At 57.4% G+C, this 14704-nt stretch carries 16 protein-coding genes and 1 tRNA gene; 15 read left to right on the top strand and 2 right to left on the bottom strand.

Features of this window, described 5'->3' with window-relative positions; all coding sequences use genetic code 11:
* Nucleotides 1–128 precede the first annotated feature (128 nt).
* The 13 genes from R0137_RS11065 to R0137_RS11005 all read left to right on the top strand — a co-directional run bounded on the left by R0137_RS11065 (nt 129) and on the right by R0137_RS11005 (nt 8958).
* The gene (locus R0137_RS11065; protein WP_407326473.1) at nt 129–1604 is read left to right on the top strand and encodes a tyrosine-type recombinase/integrase; all 1476 of its coding nucleotides are present in this window, start codon (nt 129–131) and stop codon (nt 1602–1604) included.
* The gene (locus tag R0137_RS11060) at nt 1601–2065 is read left to right on the top strand and encodes a hypothetical protein (RefSeq protein ID WP_407326472.1); all 465 of its coding nucleotides are present in this window, start codon (nt 1601–1603) and stop codon (nt 2063–2065) included. The genes R0137_RS11065 and R0137_RS11060 overlap by 4 nt, the downstream gene beginning before the upstream one ends.
* 82 nt (nt 2066–2147) lie before the next feature.
* Complete coding sequence (locus R0137_RS11055; protein WP_407326471.1) at nt 2148–2390, top strand: helix-turn-helix transcriptional regulator; 243 nt, start codon at nt 2148–2150, stop codon at nt 2388–2390.
* Nucleotides 2391–2394: 4 nt separating this feature from the next.
* Nucleotides 2395–2670, top strand: a complete 276-nt coding sequence (locus tag R0137_RS11050; RefSeq protein ID WP_407326470.1) for a hypothetical protein — start codon at nt 2395–2397, stop codon at nt 2668–2670.
* Nucleotides 2670–3173, top strand: a complete 504-nt coding sequence (locus tag R0137_RS11045) for a hypothetical protein (protein WP_407326469.1) — start codon at nt 2670–2672, stop codon at nt 3171–3173. Before R0137_RS11050 ends, R0137_RS11045 begins: the two co-directional genes overlap by 1 nt.
* A complete protein-coding gene (locus tag R0137_RS11040; RefSeq protein WP_407326468.1) occupies nt 3170–4720 on the top strand; it encodes an AAA family ATPase in 1551 nt (516 codons plus the stop codon). The genes R0137_RS11045 and R0137_RS11040 overlap by 4 nt, the downstream gene beginning before the upstream one ends.
* 225 nt (nt 4721–4945) lie before the next feature.
* Nucleotides 4946–5128 carry a hypothetical protein gene (locus tag R0137_RS11035; RefSeq protein ID WP_407326467.1) on the top strand — a complete coding sequence of 61 codons (183 nt, stop codon included), beginning with the start codon at nt 4946–4948 and terminating at the stop codon, nt 5126–5128.
* Nucleotides 5125–5472, top strand: a complete 348-nt coding sequence (locus R0137_RS11030; protein WP_407326466.1) for a hypothetical protein — start codon at nt 5125–5127, stop codon at nt 5470–5472. Before R0137_RS11035 ends, R0137_RS11030 begins: the two co-directional genes overlap by 4 nt.
* A gap of 278 nt (nt 5473–5750) precedes the next feature.
* The gene (locus R0137_RS11025) at nt 5751–6110 is read left to right on the top strand and encodes a hypothetical protein (RefSeq protein WP_407326465.1); all 360 of its coding nucleotides are present in this window, start codon (nt 5751–5753) and stop codon (nt 6108–6110) included.
* Nucleotides 6107–7555: a hypothetical protein gene (locus R0137_RS11020; RefSeq protein WP_407326464.1), complete on the top strand. Its 1449-nt coding sequence runs from the start codon at nt 6107–6109 to the stop codon at nt 7553–7555. The genes R0137_RS11025 and R0137_RS11020 overlap by 4 nt, the downstream gene beginning before the upstream one ends.
* Nucleotides 7556–7580: 25 nt before the next feature.
* Nucleotides 7581–8345 (top strand): hypothetical protein, encoded by a 765-nt coding sequence (locus R0137_RS11015; RefSeq protein ID WP_407326463.1) that lies wholly within the window; start codon nt 7581–7583, stop codon nt 8343–8345.
* Between the two features lie 14 nt (nt 8346–8359).
* Nucleotides 8360–8659 carry a hypothetical protein gene (locus R0137_RS11010; protein ID WP_407326462.1) on the top strand — a complete coding sequence of 100 codons (300 nt, stop codon included), beginning with the start codon at nt 8360–8362 and terminating at the stop codon, nt 8657–8659.
* A gap of 74 nt (nt 8660–8733) precedes the next feature.
* The gene (locus tag R0137_RS11005; RefSeq protein WP_407326461.1) at nt 8734–8958 is read left to right on the top strand and encodes a hypothetical protein; all 225 of its coding nucleotides are present in this window, start codon (nt 8734–8736) and stop codon (nt 8956–8958) included.
* A 216-nt stretch (nt 8959–9174) separates the two neighbouring features.
* Here the strand turns inward: R0137_RS11005 and R0137_RS11000 are convergent, their stop codons facing one another.
* Nucleotides 9175–9702, bottom strand: a complete 528-nt coding sequence (locus R0137_RS11000) for a hypothetical protein (protein WP_407326460.1) — start codon at nt 9700–9702, stop codon at nt 9175–9177.
* Nucleotides 9703–10069: 367 nt separating this feature from the next.
* Nucleotides 10070–10156, bottom strand: a tRNA-Leu gene (locus R0137_RS10995).
* 254 nt (nt 10157–10410) lie between these two features.
* Here R0137_RS10995 and R0137_RS10990 point away from each other — a divergent pair.
* Both R0137_RS10990 and R0137_RS10985 read left to right on the top strand, forming a co-directional pair.
* Nucleotides 10411–13263, top strand: coding sequence for an AsmA-like C-terminal region-containing protein (locus R0137_RS10990; protein ID WP_407326459.1), 2853 nt, complete (start codon nt 10411–10413; stop codon nt 13261–13263).
* Between the two features lie 63 nt (nt 13264–13326).
* Complete coding sequence (locus R0137_RS10985) at nt 13327–14676, top strand: sodium-dependent transporter (protein ID WP_407326458.1); 1350 nt, start codon at nt 13327–13329, stop codon at nt 14674–14676.
* Nucleotides 14677–14704: the final 28 nt, after the last annotated feature.

Below are 14704 nucleotides of genomic sequence, written 5' to 3'. Positions count from 1 at the left end.
CTAATAACTATTCATTATTTTAGAATAAACCTACAAAACCAGTATATTCGGACCTGTTAGTAGTCGCTTGGTTTTACGTCGTTTGAGCGATTCTGCTACAATCCTGCTACTAAATACTGGAGCCCGCAATGGCTAAAAAGTACGCGTTCAACCGCACGTTACTGGCAAACGCTAAAGTCCCGACGGCTGGCTCGGTCAAGTATCCAGCAATAGAGCCAACCGGGCTTTATCTCTCCGTCTCTCACACGGGCAAGCAAACCGTTTACTTCTACCGTCGGGCACCTAAGCGACTCTCTGCGGGCGCCGAGCTGCGGCCGGGCGAGCAGGTCCGCGTCCGCATACCGGATCAAGACGAGAACGGGGTACCGCGAACCGCCGAGCAGTACGTTGCCGAGGCCACCCTCATAACAGCGCGGATTGCCGCCGGAAAAGATCCACGGCCACGCTCGGCGCAAACGGCGGCACCTGGAGCCGAACGCAAGCTCCCTACCCTCGGCGATCTCCTGGGGGCGTACGGCGCCAGCCTGGCGCGTCGTGGTGCTCCGTCAGCGCCGAAGGTCCAAAAGGCGCTCGAGCGCTGCGTTAAGAGCAGGTTCCCGCGACTGTGGAAGAAACAGGCCCACCTGGTCGACCTGGACGATGTCTCCGACATCGTAAGCGCGGAGGTAGACGCTGGGCGCCTAGACCAGGGGGACAAAGTTCGAAGTTATATTTCAACGGCGTACCGTACCGCCCTGGGAGCACGGGCTAACCCGAAGCAACGGAACCACTGGCGCGACTTCTGGCATCTCGACACCAACCCCGCGCAGTCGATCCGAAAGGTCGACGGGTCCTCCAAAAAGCGCGGCCGGTCTCTCAGCGAGAGTGAGGTCCGTGCTTACTGGCAACGCGTGAACGCGCTCGAGTCGCCTCGCCGCGAGATACTCACCGCGCACTTACTCACTGGCGGGCAGCGCCAGGAGCAGCTCCGCAAGGCCCGCTGGGACGAGATCGACCACGAGGAGCTAACGATCCTTATTTATGATGCGAAGGGCCGCGGGACTATCGAGCGCCCCCACCTGGTGCCGGTCAGTCGGCCGTTACTCGACGAGCTTGCAGAGATCTCCTGCGGCGAATACGTATTTAGTAAGGATGGGGGCGATACGCCGATCGGCCCGGACTATATCCGCAACAACGTTACACAGATCTGCGACGCGATGGAGGCCGCTGGAGAGCTCCAGCGTGGCCGATTCACGGCGGGTGCTATACGGGCGACTGTAACGAGTCTGCTCCTCAAGAACGGCCCCTACAAGGTCGACGAGCTTGTCTTGGATAAACTCCAAAGCCACGCGCAAAGTGGCGTATCGCGGGCGCATTACCAGCTCGAGAAGTACATCGAAGAAAAGCGCCACGCGTTGGAGATGTTTGAGGCCCTGGTAAAGGGGCTTGATCCGGCAGCCGACCAGCGGATCCTCGAGGACTATGGGCGGCGGCATCGCATCGTTCCTATGCCCTTCGGGATCGACGTCTCGGACGTTGCCAGGACGTGCCACAACTACATGGAGAAAGGCATCCCCGACGATTACGATTGGTGGGCGGGTAAGCCCGAGGGGGCTGTCGCATGAGCGTTACACGCGAGGAAATACTGGAACTTGAGCACCAAAGCCGACCGGACGTTCGACTTAATGGACTTGTAGAGTTTTTCAACAGCCGCGAGATTGTTCACGAATCGGTGCCAGAGGTAATCGAAGCTGCACGGACCGAGATAGACCGTGGCTCCGGATATGGCGAATACGCGATGGAGCTCATCGGTTACTTGGACAGCCTCAGACGCGAATCACTCATCATTGGGGAGCTCAAAAGCTTGGAGAGCCGTCTCAGCCCGCCCGGTAAATCTAAAGGCGGAAAACGGACCGGCGAAGTACGCGGGGCTGCTCGTTTATCCCGCGTCCGATTCGCCCATGGGCGACGAGCGGAGCTACTAGATAGCGGTAAATCCGAGAACAACATCGCGTCGATAATTGCAGGAGACCTTAACGTAGACTCCTCCACGGTTAGAAAATACCTCAAAGAAACCCCGGAGTAAGAAACACGGGCGGACACTTACTGTCTGCCCGTCCTGTCGATTTAACCTTGGTTCCAAGTTAACGCCGCTTGGAGCCAACACAATGCAGATCATCTCAAATACCGAACCGCAATTCGCGGAGCGCCACGACGTCGTGGTCCTCCCCCGCCTGCTTAATCAACAGCAGCTCGCCAAATACCTAGGCAAGTCGAAAGCCTGGTGTGAACGCGCTCGCTGGCAAGGTTCTGGTCCGCGATTTATCAAACTGGGCCGCCACGTTCGCTACCGCGTCGTCGATGTCGAGGAATGGATCGTAGAGCAGTCTCGTGCAAGCACGGCGGGTTAGTCGCATGGGCAAGAACAACCACATCGGAAAACTATTTATCAAGGATTGCGCCTCGCCCGGCGAAGGTCTGCGGGCGCCCGCATTTCGAGGATGGATCCGCATCGACGGCGTGGATTACCGCGCCTACGCCCGCTACGCCACCGACGACAAAACAGGCGACCTGTACCTCAAGTGCCAGTTCCGAAAACGCAAATCGCGGACAAAAGAAAGCCCGGGCATGGCAGACCGGGCTACACAGAAAACTCACGGCGGTGCTGAATCCAACTGGAGTCATTCTTAATGCTTAGTATACCAGAGGCAGTGCCTGCACACGAACCAAAGCCGCGCCTCCTCGCCCCTAATTTTGACGGTATCCCCGACGAGCTAAAACAGTTTGCTGGGCAGTACGTGTTGTGGCGCCTGGAGCGAACAAACGGCCGGTGGACCAAGGTCCCGCGCCAGCACGACGGGCGGAAGGCGAGTGTCTCCCGATCTCAAACATGGGTCGACTTCGACGTCGCTGTAGCCGCCTACGAAAATGGCGAGTTCGACGGCGTCGGTATTGTTCTAACAAAAGAGCTCGGCCTTGTCGGTCTCGACTTTGATCACTTCACGGTGGAGCAAGCCCGGCCATACCTCTTCCAGGGCTATGCAGAACTTTCCCCAAGTGGCAAAGGCCTCCGGCAATTCATCTACGGCCAAAAGCCCCGGGGCGCGAAGTGTAGCTTCACCCTAGGCGGCGGCCAAAAGTTCGAGATGTACGATCGCGCCCGGTTCCTGACAATCACGGGGCACCGCGTATGAGCAGCCACACGGTGATCCCGTCCGTTGATCAGGACGCGCTGGCGGCGCTCCTGGGGCGTATCTCCGGCGCCTCACCCGCTGGCAAGCGTTCAGCGCTTGTAGATATGCCAGAGATCGGCTCGGAGCGCACAGACGATGAGGTTCTCGACCGCATCCGTGGGAGTAAGCAGGCGATCAAGTTCGAGAGTCTGTTCGTCGATGGCGACCTCCCTGCGCATGGTAACGATCATAGCCAGGCCGATCTCGGCTTAATGGATATTCTGGGATGGGGAACTGGCTGGCGGCGCGAGCAGATGGCCGACCTTTTTCTGGCGTCAGCATTAGCTGACCGGGATAAGGCGCAAAACCGTCCTGACTATATCGAGCGGACGATCAAGCAGGCGTGTCTAAAGCCTCGCGAGTACGCAGAGAAACAAGGTGTCCCGCCAAGGTCGGCGGATACTTTCATTGACTCGCTCCATACGTTCGATCGTGAGTCGCTTGCTCGTCCCCCAGTGCGGCACGAGATGGTCCTCAGCCGCTTCCCTAAGCGCGTGACGTCCGCTGTGGCAGCGCCGGGTGGCGTCGGTAAGACCCTGTGGCTGATCTGCCAGGCGCTAGAGCACGGGCGCAGCGGCGGGCAGACGTTGATTCTCTCGGCGGAGGATGAGCCGGGCGATTACCAAGCGAAAATCTACAACGCCTCAGACGCCCCAGAGGAGGCCGAGGGCCTCATCCACATCGCCAACTTGCGCGGCCAGGGGATGAAGCTCATCGTCGAACAGCGCGGCTCCTACGTCCCCTCCCCGGCCGTTGACGAGATCATCGCCGGGACGCGGGCGCACCTGCCCGGTGTCGATTTCATCATCGTCGAGACCCTCTCCCGCTTTGCAGGCGGGGCCGAAGGTAACGACCACATGGAGGCGATCATCACCGCGTGTGACCGTATCGCGACGGAGCTCGGCGCGGCCGTAGTGCTGGTCCATCACGTTGGCAAGTCGCAATCCCGGGAACAGATCAAAGACCTGTACACCGGGCGCGGCGGATCCGCCCTCGGTGATAACACCCGCAGCTTTACGGTGCTGACCCGGATCAACAAGGACAGCGATACCGAGGCGCCGATCGCCCCCGCGCCCGAGGATATGAAGCAAGGGCGGGTCGTCGAAGTCGCGCATGTTCGCAACAGCTTTGGATCGAAACTGCCCCCCGCATACTTTGTGATCCGCTCCGGCCGGTGCAACGGACCTCGCCTCGATCCTTTAGCGATTGCGTCGCCAGAGGATATCCGCGCCGCCGCGCTCGAGCGTCTCGACGAGGAACGCCGCAACGCGACCCGACGGGCACTTGAGGTTATTGAGAGCCAAGGCGGCGACGTTCATTACCGCTGCTTCGACAAAGGCACACGGGAGCTCCTGGGCGTTACTCAAGCCCAGGGCCGCCAACTGATCGACACCCTCGTCGAGGACGGCGTCCTGGAGGCCTATGACAGCGTCGGGCAAAGCGGGCAAAAGCTGAAACGACTGCGCCTGGTCGTGCAGCCACAAGGGGGCGACTCATGGGAGAGCTAAAGCCTTGTGGCACTAGCCACAAACCTTCACAAGCCTTGTGGGTGGCTACTCGATGGAAGCTATGGGAAGGGACCGCCACAAGGCGGCTCATAAGCCTTGTGGGGGTCCATTTCCCTATAGGGCCACACAAACCTTTCCCGATTTCAGAACCACCCCCTCGTGGCTGCCAATCCGCTGCGCCGGAAAACCACGAACCTTCACAAGCCTTACCAGGAGAACACCCTTATGGACACTGATTTTCTGCACGCCCTAATCACTAGAAACCTCGGACAGCTCGCCACCCTGGCCGCTGCGATCCAGGAGTGTCGCGATCGGGAGACGATCGACGGGCTGGCGAACCTTGCCGCCGAGATCGCCGAGGAGACCGCCTACAAGCTGCATGAAGCGGCGGAGGAGATCCTGCGATGAGCCTAGTCAGCGAAGTAATGCCCAACCCGCAAGCAAACCTCGAGGCCGTCCGCTTCGTGGGGGCGCCCTACAGCGACGACGGGTTCGCCGTCGAGCGGGCGTCGATCCTCGGGTGGGTCCACTGCCCCCGAACGCGACAGGGGCGGCAACACCACTACCTGCACCCGGTGTTGCCTTCTGGGAGCGTCGAGCTGTCAGACAAGCCCGCTGCGCGGCCAGAGAGCGGCGTCTCCCCCTGGTACCTGCACGACTGCAATCGCCGGGCCGGAGTTCACCTCCTGGGCCAGCGCGTCGAGCTTGAGGAGTTAACGGAGCTATGGCGCCAGGTGTTCGAGGAGGAATAAGAAAATGCCTGTGGATAACTTAGATTTGTATCGACGTAGCCGCTTGGGTACGGGAGATAAGCCCGCCAATAGTCGCGCCTCTGGGCTCAGGAGAATTGCAGTCTCCCCTAGCTTTACTCTTACTGGCAGTAGGATAAATAAAAACACTGCTATACAAGCTCTAAATCACGCGGCGCCACAGAACGCCGCTAGGTGCCCGCATTTTTGTAGCACTGAAGTAGCAATTACGGGTGCAGGTAGCCCCAAGAAATACCCCGCCGGTACCCCGGAGCCCGCCCATGGGTAGGCCCGCGAAAATAAAGGAGCCGCCGCAGCAGTTCCGCCCCAACTGGATCGAGAGCCTGGACGGCCGCCTCGAGCTCACCCGGTGGCTGAAGTCCCGGCGCCAGGAGATGCTCGCCGACCTGGGCGGCGTGGATAACCTGAGCTATGCCAAGCGCTCTCTGGTGGACCGCGCCCTGCTCCTCCAGTTCAAGCTCGAACAGCTCGAGCTCGCCATGCTGCGCGGCGAGGACGTCCCCCTGGGCTCCTGGGGCAACCTCCTAAACGTCTACAGCGGCCTACTCTCGAAGCTGGGCCTCGATCGCCAGACCCGCGACATAAGCCTGGCCGAGTATGTATCGGAGGGCGACAATTGAAGCTCAAACCGGCCCCGGCCCCACGCCGCCCCAAGTCGCTGATCTCGATGCGCCGTCTACTGACCGACGAGAACCTCCTCGGCTCGATCTACGGCGCTAAGAGCTTCGAGAAGCAGGTCGCGATCATGTGCGCCTTCACGGGCGAGAAGCTCACCGATAGAGAGCAGGAGATCATGCACGAGCTCACCGGGGGCCGAGCCATGACCCGCGACGAGATCTACGCCGCGCTTTGCATGGTCCTGGGCCGTCGCTCCGACAAGACGCAGATGGCAGCGGCGCTGAACATCAAGCTAACGGTGTGCAGCGACTACAGCCACCTGATCTCCCCGGGCGAGCGTCCGACCGGCCTCATCCTGGCGAACGACAAGAAGCAGGCCGGGAACGTGATGCGATACGTCCAGGGGATGATCGCCGCCTGCCCCATGCTGGCCCGCGAAGTCGTACGCTCAAACGACGAAATGATCCTGTTCTCGAACGGCACTGCGATCGTGGTCGCGACGGCATCGTTCCGAAGCGCACGCGGCTTCACGCTGTGCTGCGTTACTGGCGATGAGGTCGCGTTCTGGCTCGACGACGGCCGGAACCCCGACGTGGAGATCATCAACGCCGTGAGGCCTTCTCTCGCGACCACGGGCGGCCCATTGATACTCCTCTCCTCGCCACACTCCCGCCGTGGCGTCTTGTGGGAGACCTACCGGCGCCACTACGGCAAGGATGACTCGAGCACCCTGGTTGTGCAGGCGCCTACCTGGGAGATGAACCCGACCCTCCCTCAGAGCCTCTACGACGAGGCCTACGAGGAGGATCCCGACCGAGCCAAGGCGGAGTATGGCGCCGAGTTCCGCGCCGACCTGGAGCAGTTCGTCTCGGTCGAGACTGTGGATGCTGTCATGCGCTCCGGGCACCTCATCATCCCGCCCACGCGTTCGCTGAAGTACACCGCGTTCGTTGACCCGAGCGGCGGCCGCGCCGACTCCATGACCCTCGCCATCACCCACCGAGACCAGGAGAGCGGCCTCGTGATCGTGGACCGCATCCTGGAGAAGAAACCCCCGTTCTCGCCCGAGCTCGCTACCGAGGAGTTCGCGGCCGTCTTGCACCAGTACAGGATCCAATGCGTCCACGGTGACGCCTACGGCGGAGAGTGGCCGCGCGAGCAGTTCTCAAAACGAAAGATCCGCTACGAACTCAGCGACCGCAACAAGACACAGCTTTACCAAGGATTTTTGCCGCAGCTCAACAGCGGCACGGTCGAGCTCCCACCCTGCCCCGTTCTTCGACGCCAGCTCCTATCCCTGGAGCGGCGCTCGACCCGTGGCGGCCGGGAGCTTATCGACCACGGACCCGGAGCTCACGACGATGTCGTGAACGCCGTCGCTGGCGCTTGCGCGCTGGCAGCGAAGCCCAGGTATGCAATGGAAATGAAAATGGGCTACGCGACTTAAACCTAACCAACGGAGAAACACCCTTATGGCTATTGTAAAATTTAAAGAAGACCAACCAATTAAAGCAATGAATCGTGTGAGGAACTTGGCGGCGGGGGCGCACGCGGCGGTCGGCACGAGTAACCTCGCCCCGGTACGAACGGTACTGTCATACGTCGACTATTCGGTAGATGCGGTGCAGGCCGCCCTCGAGTTGGCCGAGACACCCGACCCCAACAAGTCGCCAGACGGACACAAAGCCTATGTTGGTTCGCTCGCTAAACGGGAGTACGAGAAGTCGCGAAGCCGAGCGGCCGACCTCAAAGAAATGCTCAAGAAGGAAAAGAAGGAGCTAGCCGACGAAGCGTATAAGTTGGCGGGACTGGCCGAGCAACTACCCCATGCCGAAGCGCAGGAGATCAGGGCCGCCTCACGCGCTCTGTCCCAAAAGGAACGAGACAAGATGATCGCGAGTGCGTTCGAGCGGCGTGACGGTGCCGTTGTTCGCGCGCTCATTCAATCGCCCAGCGAAATCCTTTTCGGCCCTGTGACCGTCCCGCTTAATGGCATGGTGGCCCGCTTTATAGACCAAGCCGTTCCGAGTTACCCGCACCTCAGAGGAGAGGTAGAGCGCGCGGAGGAAGTCCTTGATCTCACAGCGAACGCGGTGGCGAAGCAGCTTCGCGAACTTCGCAGCCACGCGGCCGAGGAACGGGTCGATGCAACTACTTCCCGGGTGGCGGCGGCTGAAGCGGTGCTTGCTTCCGGGCCCGCCCCCCACAGTGAAGTCTCTACGGGTGACGCAGCGTGAGCGGCGGCGCAGGAATGAGCGACTGGACGAAGAAGCGACTTCGACGCATCGCTGAGCGTACGGTGATAGAGGAGTACGAGTACGCAGCGGCTAACCCACCCCCTCCGGCCGAGAACGCCCGGCGCGGGGCGCAGCAGAGTGTCGAGCAGGCTCTCAAGGACAGGGTCGCTTCCCTCCGATCGGAGATCGACAGGGCCTACATCGAGCGTAAAGCGCCTCCGGCGGTGGTGAGCGATCGCATGCGCGACCTACTGATCGCCCGGCGCGTGATCCAGGAACACCCTGGTGCGGCCGAGGAGATCCGGGAGCTGTAAGACCAGGCTAAACCCTGGAATTGAACGAGGGGGCCGAAAGGCCGAGGAGTCTCGATCAATTGGAGAATTACCTTATGAGCGGTGTCGCAATGGACCCCATGAAAGAACTAAGTCGTCTAATAAATCCTTACACCGGCCACACGCTACAGATACCCGTCATCGAGGGCACGACTTGGAGCCCAAAGCAAGGTATGCACGTTCCGCGGGGCTATGTTGCTTACGCCAGGCCGGAGCGCCACTCGCACCTATACCGGGTAATCATGCGGCGAAACATGGAGATTCTCCGCGGCTCACCCTGAAACACTTGTGCTGACTTAAAAACTAGTAACAGCCCAAGCCTTTAGGTCTGATTTGACCGCAACTTAACTAATGCGTCCTCTAAGGCTTGGTGATTTTTGGCAGCGCGTCGGTTTTGCTGGTCAAACGCCCAAAGCTGAACAAACTGAAAAAAGAGGATCGCTACCAAGAACTCCCGATCTGAAAACTCAAACACTGGACATCTCCTATAATCGAGGTTATCGAATCGGTACAACTGGTAGCGTTGGCAAAGCAATACCCAGAACCTTTTGACCGACGTAGTAAGTGCACAGCACCACCAGTGCGATAGAAGCGGCGCGGAGAAAAGTAAACAACAAAGATCTCATACGCTCAGTAAAGTCGGCCCACTGGAGCAGTTCGCGCTCGTCGAGAGCCCGCAACTTGCTTTCACGCTCTTGTCTCAATTGGAGTTTTGTATCGAGAATCTCGACGCCGACTTCTAGGACTTTGCGATCCACATCGGCCTTACTGCGTGCAGCGTTGTGCGGTTGATTTTTAAGATTGAGTTCGTGGCTAGCTATGCTATCGAAAAGTGCCCTAACGGCGTCCTGCTTTTCTTGTTCGGTGAACCGGTCGTTTGCATAGTTACCCGGCTGAGCATTGCGTCTCATAGCCTGTAGGCGCTGATCACTTGCAAGCAGCTTCTTAACCCCTTCAATGATATTCACGAGGCCACGCGGTGAGAAGTTAGCGACGCGATAGGTCTTAGTTGCAGCACGATTCATCAATTCCAAACTAGTGAGCGAATGTGATGTTCTATCGAGCGGACCATCAGAGTCAAATATGATCGCGCTGCGATTTATCGCCTCCAGCCAGATTGGCCCCACTGGCGCGCTCAACGGGGCTTTAGAACAACCTTAGTGAACCCGTCCCTTAGCAAGCCCCTACCAAGCCGTATACCTGGTGCAAACTGCATATTCCCCCGTGGTAAGTTCAGGGCCTTTAGCTCGCAAACAATTCTGGTAAGGAGAAGTCACATAGTAGATCGCGAGGATAGCTGCCGATGTGGCTGCGACAAGGACCAGTTTCCGAATCAGGTCGTGGTTACTCAATAGAGGTATCTCGTAATAGGTGGCTGCTAGCGCCGTTGATTGGTGCGAGTGGCGGGACTTGAACCCGCATAGCCGTTAGGCCGTCAGATTTTAAGTCTGATGTGTATACCGATTCCACCACACTCGCTGAAAATCCACCTTGCTACTACCCTGCTACAAAATTCTGGTTATAAGGGTTTAAGCCCTTCCTATGTAGTATATTTCTATTCAATATGGAGGATTTTAAGTCTCCTGTGTCTACCAATTTCACCACCCGGGCAGTGCGGATCGCGAGGCGCGAGATTTTAGCACGCTGACCCTGCATTGATGCCAGTCTGAAGCCTAAAATTTTCTGCCCAATGCTAGACTCCCCTCACTCACCTAGCAGCCTTATATGACCCGATGGCTCTGAAGCCCTTACGCATTCTACTAACCTTGACGCTGACCCTAGTCTTCACTTTGGTTACCACCCTGGTTACCACTACGGCCGTCTTTTGGGCATCCCCTCATATCGCTATCCGTGCCCTGCAAACCGCAACCGCCAGTTTTACGCCTTACAAGCTCACTCTCGGGAATCCCACACTAAAGTGGTCGCCTTTTGAGCTTCAAACAGAACTGCTACTACTTACCTATGACGATCCATCGAGGCCTCCAGTGGTGTCACTACAGGCAGTAGATTTTGCAATGCCCTTGCAGGAGCTATTCCTTGGAAACATCAGTGGCGGATACTTTGAAGCGAAGAATGTTACCTACTATCTGGACAACGAGGACAGCAGTGAGCCTATCGACATAGAAACGCTCCTCGCCCCGCTATCACGACTACCCAATAGGATCGACCTTGAATCGGTACATCTCATATCGCGTAATGAGAATCTCTGGATCTTTCCGCTCTACGATGTGCATGCCGATCGAAATGAGGCGGGCAGCATGGATGTCAAAGCCGGGCTAGATGTAGCCGAACGCAAAGTAGAACTTACAGCCGTAGCGAACTGGATAAGCCGTGAAGGTCACCACAGACTAGAGGTCGACTCGGTTTTTAGGGGCCTTGAGGAAGATTCACGTCTTCAGGCCACGGGCTATGTTGATGTCATCGATACGGAGCTGAGCTACGAATTAGCCGTGAATGGACGTTATGAGCGAGTGAGCGACTTTCTTAGTGCTCTGGATGGTGATGCCTATCCGTTCTCAGGCAACCTCACGGTAGAAGGAGTACTCGAAGGAGGCCTTGATAGCTACACGCTGACGCTAGACGAGATCGGCCTTCGCGAAGGAGACGTCTACACGTTCTCTGCCGAAGGCCAGATCATTCAAAATGGAAGCGAGCATGCGTCTTTGGACATCAACGCACAGGGCTCAGCGCAAGAAATAGACGAACTGCTGCCTCACTCTGGTGCACTCTCAGAGCTCCTGCAGCGCAGTGAGATAGAAATCGCCGTTCAAGGGACTCTTGATGAACCGCTCATCGAACGGGCTGCACTCGTGCTCTACGGCGCGGGCGATACCCGGTTGAGCCTTGTGACTCAAAGCAAGGCCCTTCGGCTGAATGAGCTCGATAGCATCCTTAACACCGAAACAGCCAGCGCGACCATAGAAGGTACTATCGGTAACTTGGGGGAGCTGCTTTTGGTAGCAGGCGCAGTATCGAAAGACGTCATCGATGCGGCGAGATTGGGCGAAACCAGCGCATCCTTTCATGGGGAGGCGCATGGAAATATGCAAGAACTGCGCATAGACCTCGAAGATCTCAAAGGTGCTCATCCGATCTACAAGCTTGAGAGCACGGCGAAAATCTTGTGGCACCAAGACGTCCTCTCAGCGCCAGAGCTTGAGGTGCGCGTTAGCCAGCGCGAGCAAACCGGGGAAGTCCGCGCTCGTGGCGCTGTCGCTGACGTGCTTCAAGCTCGAGGAGTGGCCCTCGAGCTTGAACTAAACAATGCCTCCCCCGCCCCACTGTTCAATGTTTTGAACGTAGCGCCTCCTTTTGAGATTGGAGGAGTTGACGGTAATGCGCTCCTCTTGCGGAGTGGCGACGCGTTCCGCCTTCGAGAAGTCGAAGCTAGGGTACAAGCGTTACGAGGCATCCTATTTGAAGTCAGTGGCGAAGCTACGATCTTTGAAAAAGAAATCACCGCCGACTGGCAATTGAACCTGATCGACACGACCGAGGACGCATGGGCCGCGCTATCGCTACCGATGGGCGCCCCTAAAAAATTCGAAACCACTGTGCGCCTCCGCCCAACCTACCTTACAGCTCTGTCCGATGTGCTTATAGGAGACACCCAAATCCAGAGCGTTGTCACCGGCGACATCGACCGACGCACCCTCGACCGATTGTCAGTAGATTTATATACCCCTAACTTGCACCTCGACGACTTTGCATCCCAAAGCACCGAAGCAGACCCCGCTGCTGTCAAAAGCTCATTGAGCCTTGAAGGCCTTAATGATGTACTGCCCGTATTTCCCACCTCGACGACGCTTCGCAGCGGCAAGGTAACCGGCCCTTTGACTCAGCTTGAGGATCTTAGCGTTGCGATAGACACCAGTGCCGGTCGTTTGACCCTTCGAGAATTCGACGCACGCTACTCAGGTGGCGAACTGATCCTGAGGGGCAATATCGACAGCACAATCGATCCACTAGCAGTCAGTCTGGCAGGACGAGGGATTAGAGTGCCTCTGGGCGCTGTAACCGAGGATCTTGGACTCCAGCAAAACGTCAGTGGTGCCTTTAGCTTTCAGGGCGGCTTGGTGACGAGAGGAGCCGCTCAAGAAGACTGGGAAGACAATCTTCAGGGACGTCTTTCCACCGCACTCAGTGATGTCACAGTGAGCGGCGCAGCCTACGACTTGCTAATGAGTAATCTTCTGGCGTGGCTAGTGAAGGGAGCCGGCGAAAAAACCACGACCTTTGACTGCACAATGGCGCAATTCGACATCGCTGACGGCGTAGCACGAAGTGACAGCATTTACATCGAAACCCCGCGTATGCTCGCCACAGGAAAAGCGTCCATAGACTTACCCAAGAGCAAACTCGACGTTCGCATCGAGCCTCGTTCCAAATCCCGTGCGATTCAGTTTCCCAGCGCCATCCGGATCGATGGTGATTTAAGCGACCCTAAAGTGAGTGCCTCGGCCCTGCAAGCCGGTGCTGACTTATCGGCTCAAGCCTTATTATTGTTGCCAAGTCTAACTCTCAAAATCTTTGGCCTTGACGGCCCCGGTGATCAAAACAGGCCCTGTGAAACCAAGGCTTCCTGAGCCTCACGAACGATCAACGACATGCTACACTCGCGGCCTCCAAGCTAGGGATAAAACACAAAAATGGCGCAAGCTCGGGGCGAGTTTTCTTCACGTTTTGGTTTCATTATGGCCGCCGCGGGGAGCGCGGTGGGCCTGGGAAATATCTGGGGGTTTCCGACCCAAGCGGCCAGCAATGGTGGCGCTGCATTTCTTATCGTTTATCTAATTCTCGCTTTCGTTCTCGCTTACCCAGCACTCATGGCGGAGTTGGTTCTGGGCAGGCACGCTCACGCCAATGCGGTTACTGCACTTAAGGGCACCAGCGAAAAGCCCGTGCTGAGAAACCTGGGTGCCACAGCTGGCATAGTGGGCTTCATTGTTGCGAGTTTAATCTTGAGCTTCTACGCCATCGTCGCCGGCTGGATGATTGCGCACTGCCTTTCTTCCTTTGCATCACTTTTCGGCGCAGATGCGATCGCGCAATGGCTGGTAGGGTTTTCCCTATCGCGTAACGTGGTTTTCATGGCTCTTTTTATGGGACTGACCATATCGATCATTTCAGCCGGCGTACGCGACGGCATTGAGCGATGGTCTAGTCGGCTAATGCCTTTACTCCTACTCACACTGTTCGCCTTGGTCGCCTATGTCCTAACTCTGGATGGAGCTAGCGAAGGCCTTCGCGTCTACCTGATGCCCGACTTTGAAAGCGCCTTATCGCCCCAGTTAATTATCAAAGCTCTGGGCTCCGCTTTTTTCTCATTATCACTGGGCGTTGGGACAATGCTGATCTACGGCTCCTACATCAGTGACAAAGAGAACTTACCCGTCGCAGGTGGCTTGGTGACCGCGGTGGACATTGGAATTGCAGTGCTTGCGGGTTTTCTCGTACTCCCGGCCATGTACGTGGCACTCAATAATGGGGTGGAAATTTTTGCCGAGAACGGCTCCCTCCTTTCCGAAGACACTCTGATTTTTACGGTACTCCCCGAGCTCTTCTCAAACATGGGATTGGCTGGAGGTGTGGTATCACTGACGTTTTTCTTTCTTATGAGCATCGCAGCGCTAACCTCGTCCATATCGATGCTAGAAGTACCCGTGGCCTACACCATAGAGAATCACGGCGTAAATCGGCTAAAGGCGGTTTGGGTGATCGGCACGATTATCGCTATCGTGAGCCTGATCATCCTCCTCAACTTTGGCTCCTTGTTCGGTCTCGTGATCGCGTTTACTACGCGATACAGCCAACCTCTTCTGGGCTTTGTATTTTGTATCTATGTTGGATGGATATGGCATCGCGATGCGGTGCTCACGGAACTTAAGAAAGGTGCCCCAGAAATAGCCGACGGCTGGTTTTGGAAGATATGGCCCTGGCATCTCCGCTTGGTATGCCCTTCGATTATTTTGCTGATTTTTGTGCAATCTCTGCGCTAAGCAGAGATGTATATGACTCCGTAGCTAG

Origin of the sequence: Congregibacter brevis, assembly GCF_045689245.1 — a bacterium.
GTDB lineage: Bacteria > Pseudomonadota > Gammaproteobacteria > Pseudomonadales > Halieaceae > Congregibacter > Congregibacter brevis.
This window is presented reverse-complemented; position numbering and strand designations above follow the sequence as displayed.

Coding starts and splice junctions, on each gene's coding strand:
- R0137_RS11065 (WP_407326473.1), top strand. CDS start 129: ATGGCTAAAAAGTACGCGTTCAACCGCACGTTACTGGCAAACGCTAAA.
- R0137_RS11060 (WP_407326472.1), top strand. CDS start 1,601: ATGAGCGTTACACGCGAGGAAATACTGGAACTTGAGCACCAAAGCCGA.
- R0137_RS11055 (WP_407326471.1), top strand. CDS start 2,148: ATGCAGATCATCTCAAATACCGAACCGCAATTCGCGGAGCGCCACGAC.
- R0137_RS11050 (WP_407326470.1), top strand. CDS start 2,395: ATGGGCAAGAACAACCACATCGGAAAACTATTTATCAAGGATTGCGCC.
- R0137_RS11045 (WP_407326469.1), top strand. CDS start 2,670: ATGCTTAGTATACCAGAGGCAGTGCCTGCACACGAACCAAAGCCGCGC.
- R0137_RS11040 (WP_407326468.1), top strand. CDS start 3,170: ATGAGCAGCCACACGGTGATCCCGTCCGTTGATCAGGACGCGCTGGCG.
- R0137_RS11035 (WP_407326467.1), top strand. CDS start 4,946: ATGGACACTGATTTTCTGCACGCCCTAATCACTAGAAACCTCGGACAG.
- R0137_RS11030 (WP_407326466.1), top strand. CDS start 5,125: ATGAGCCTAGTCAGCGAAGTAATGCCCAACCCGCAAGCAAACCTCGAG.
- R0137_RS11025 (WP_407326465.1), top strand. CDS start 5,751: ATGGGTAGGCCCGCGAAAATAAAGGAGCCGCCGCAGCAGTTCCGCCCC.
- R0137_RS11015 (WP_407326463.1), top strand. CDS start 7,581: ATGGCTATTGTAAAATTTAAAGAAGACCAACCAATTAAAGCAATGAAT.
- R0137_RS11010 (WP_407326462.1), top strand. CDS start 8,360: ATGAGCGACTGGACGAAGAAGCGACTTCGACGCATCGCTGAGCGTACG.
- R0137_RS11005 (WP_407326461.1), top strand. CDS start 8,734: ATGAGCGGTGTCGCAATGGACCCCATGAAAGAACTAAGTCGTCTAATA.
- R0137_RS11000 (WP_407326460.1), bottom strand. CDS start 9,702: ATGAATCGTGCTGCAACTAAGACCTATCGCGTCGCTAACTTCTCACCG.
- R0137_RS10990 (WP_407326459.1), top strand. CDS start 10,411: ATGGCTCTGAAGCCCTTACGCATTCTACTAACCTTGACGCTGACCCTA.
- R0137_RS10985 (WP_407326458.1), top strand. CDS start 13,327: ATGGCGCAAGCTCGGGGCGAGTTTTCTTCACGTTTTGGTTTCATTATG.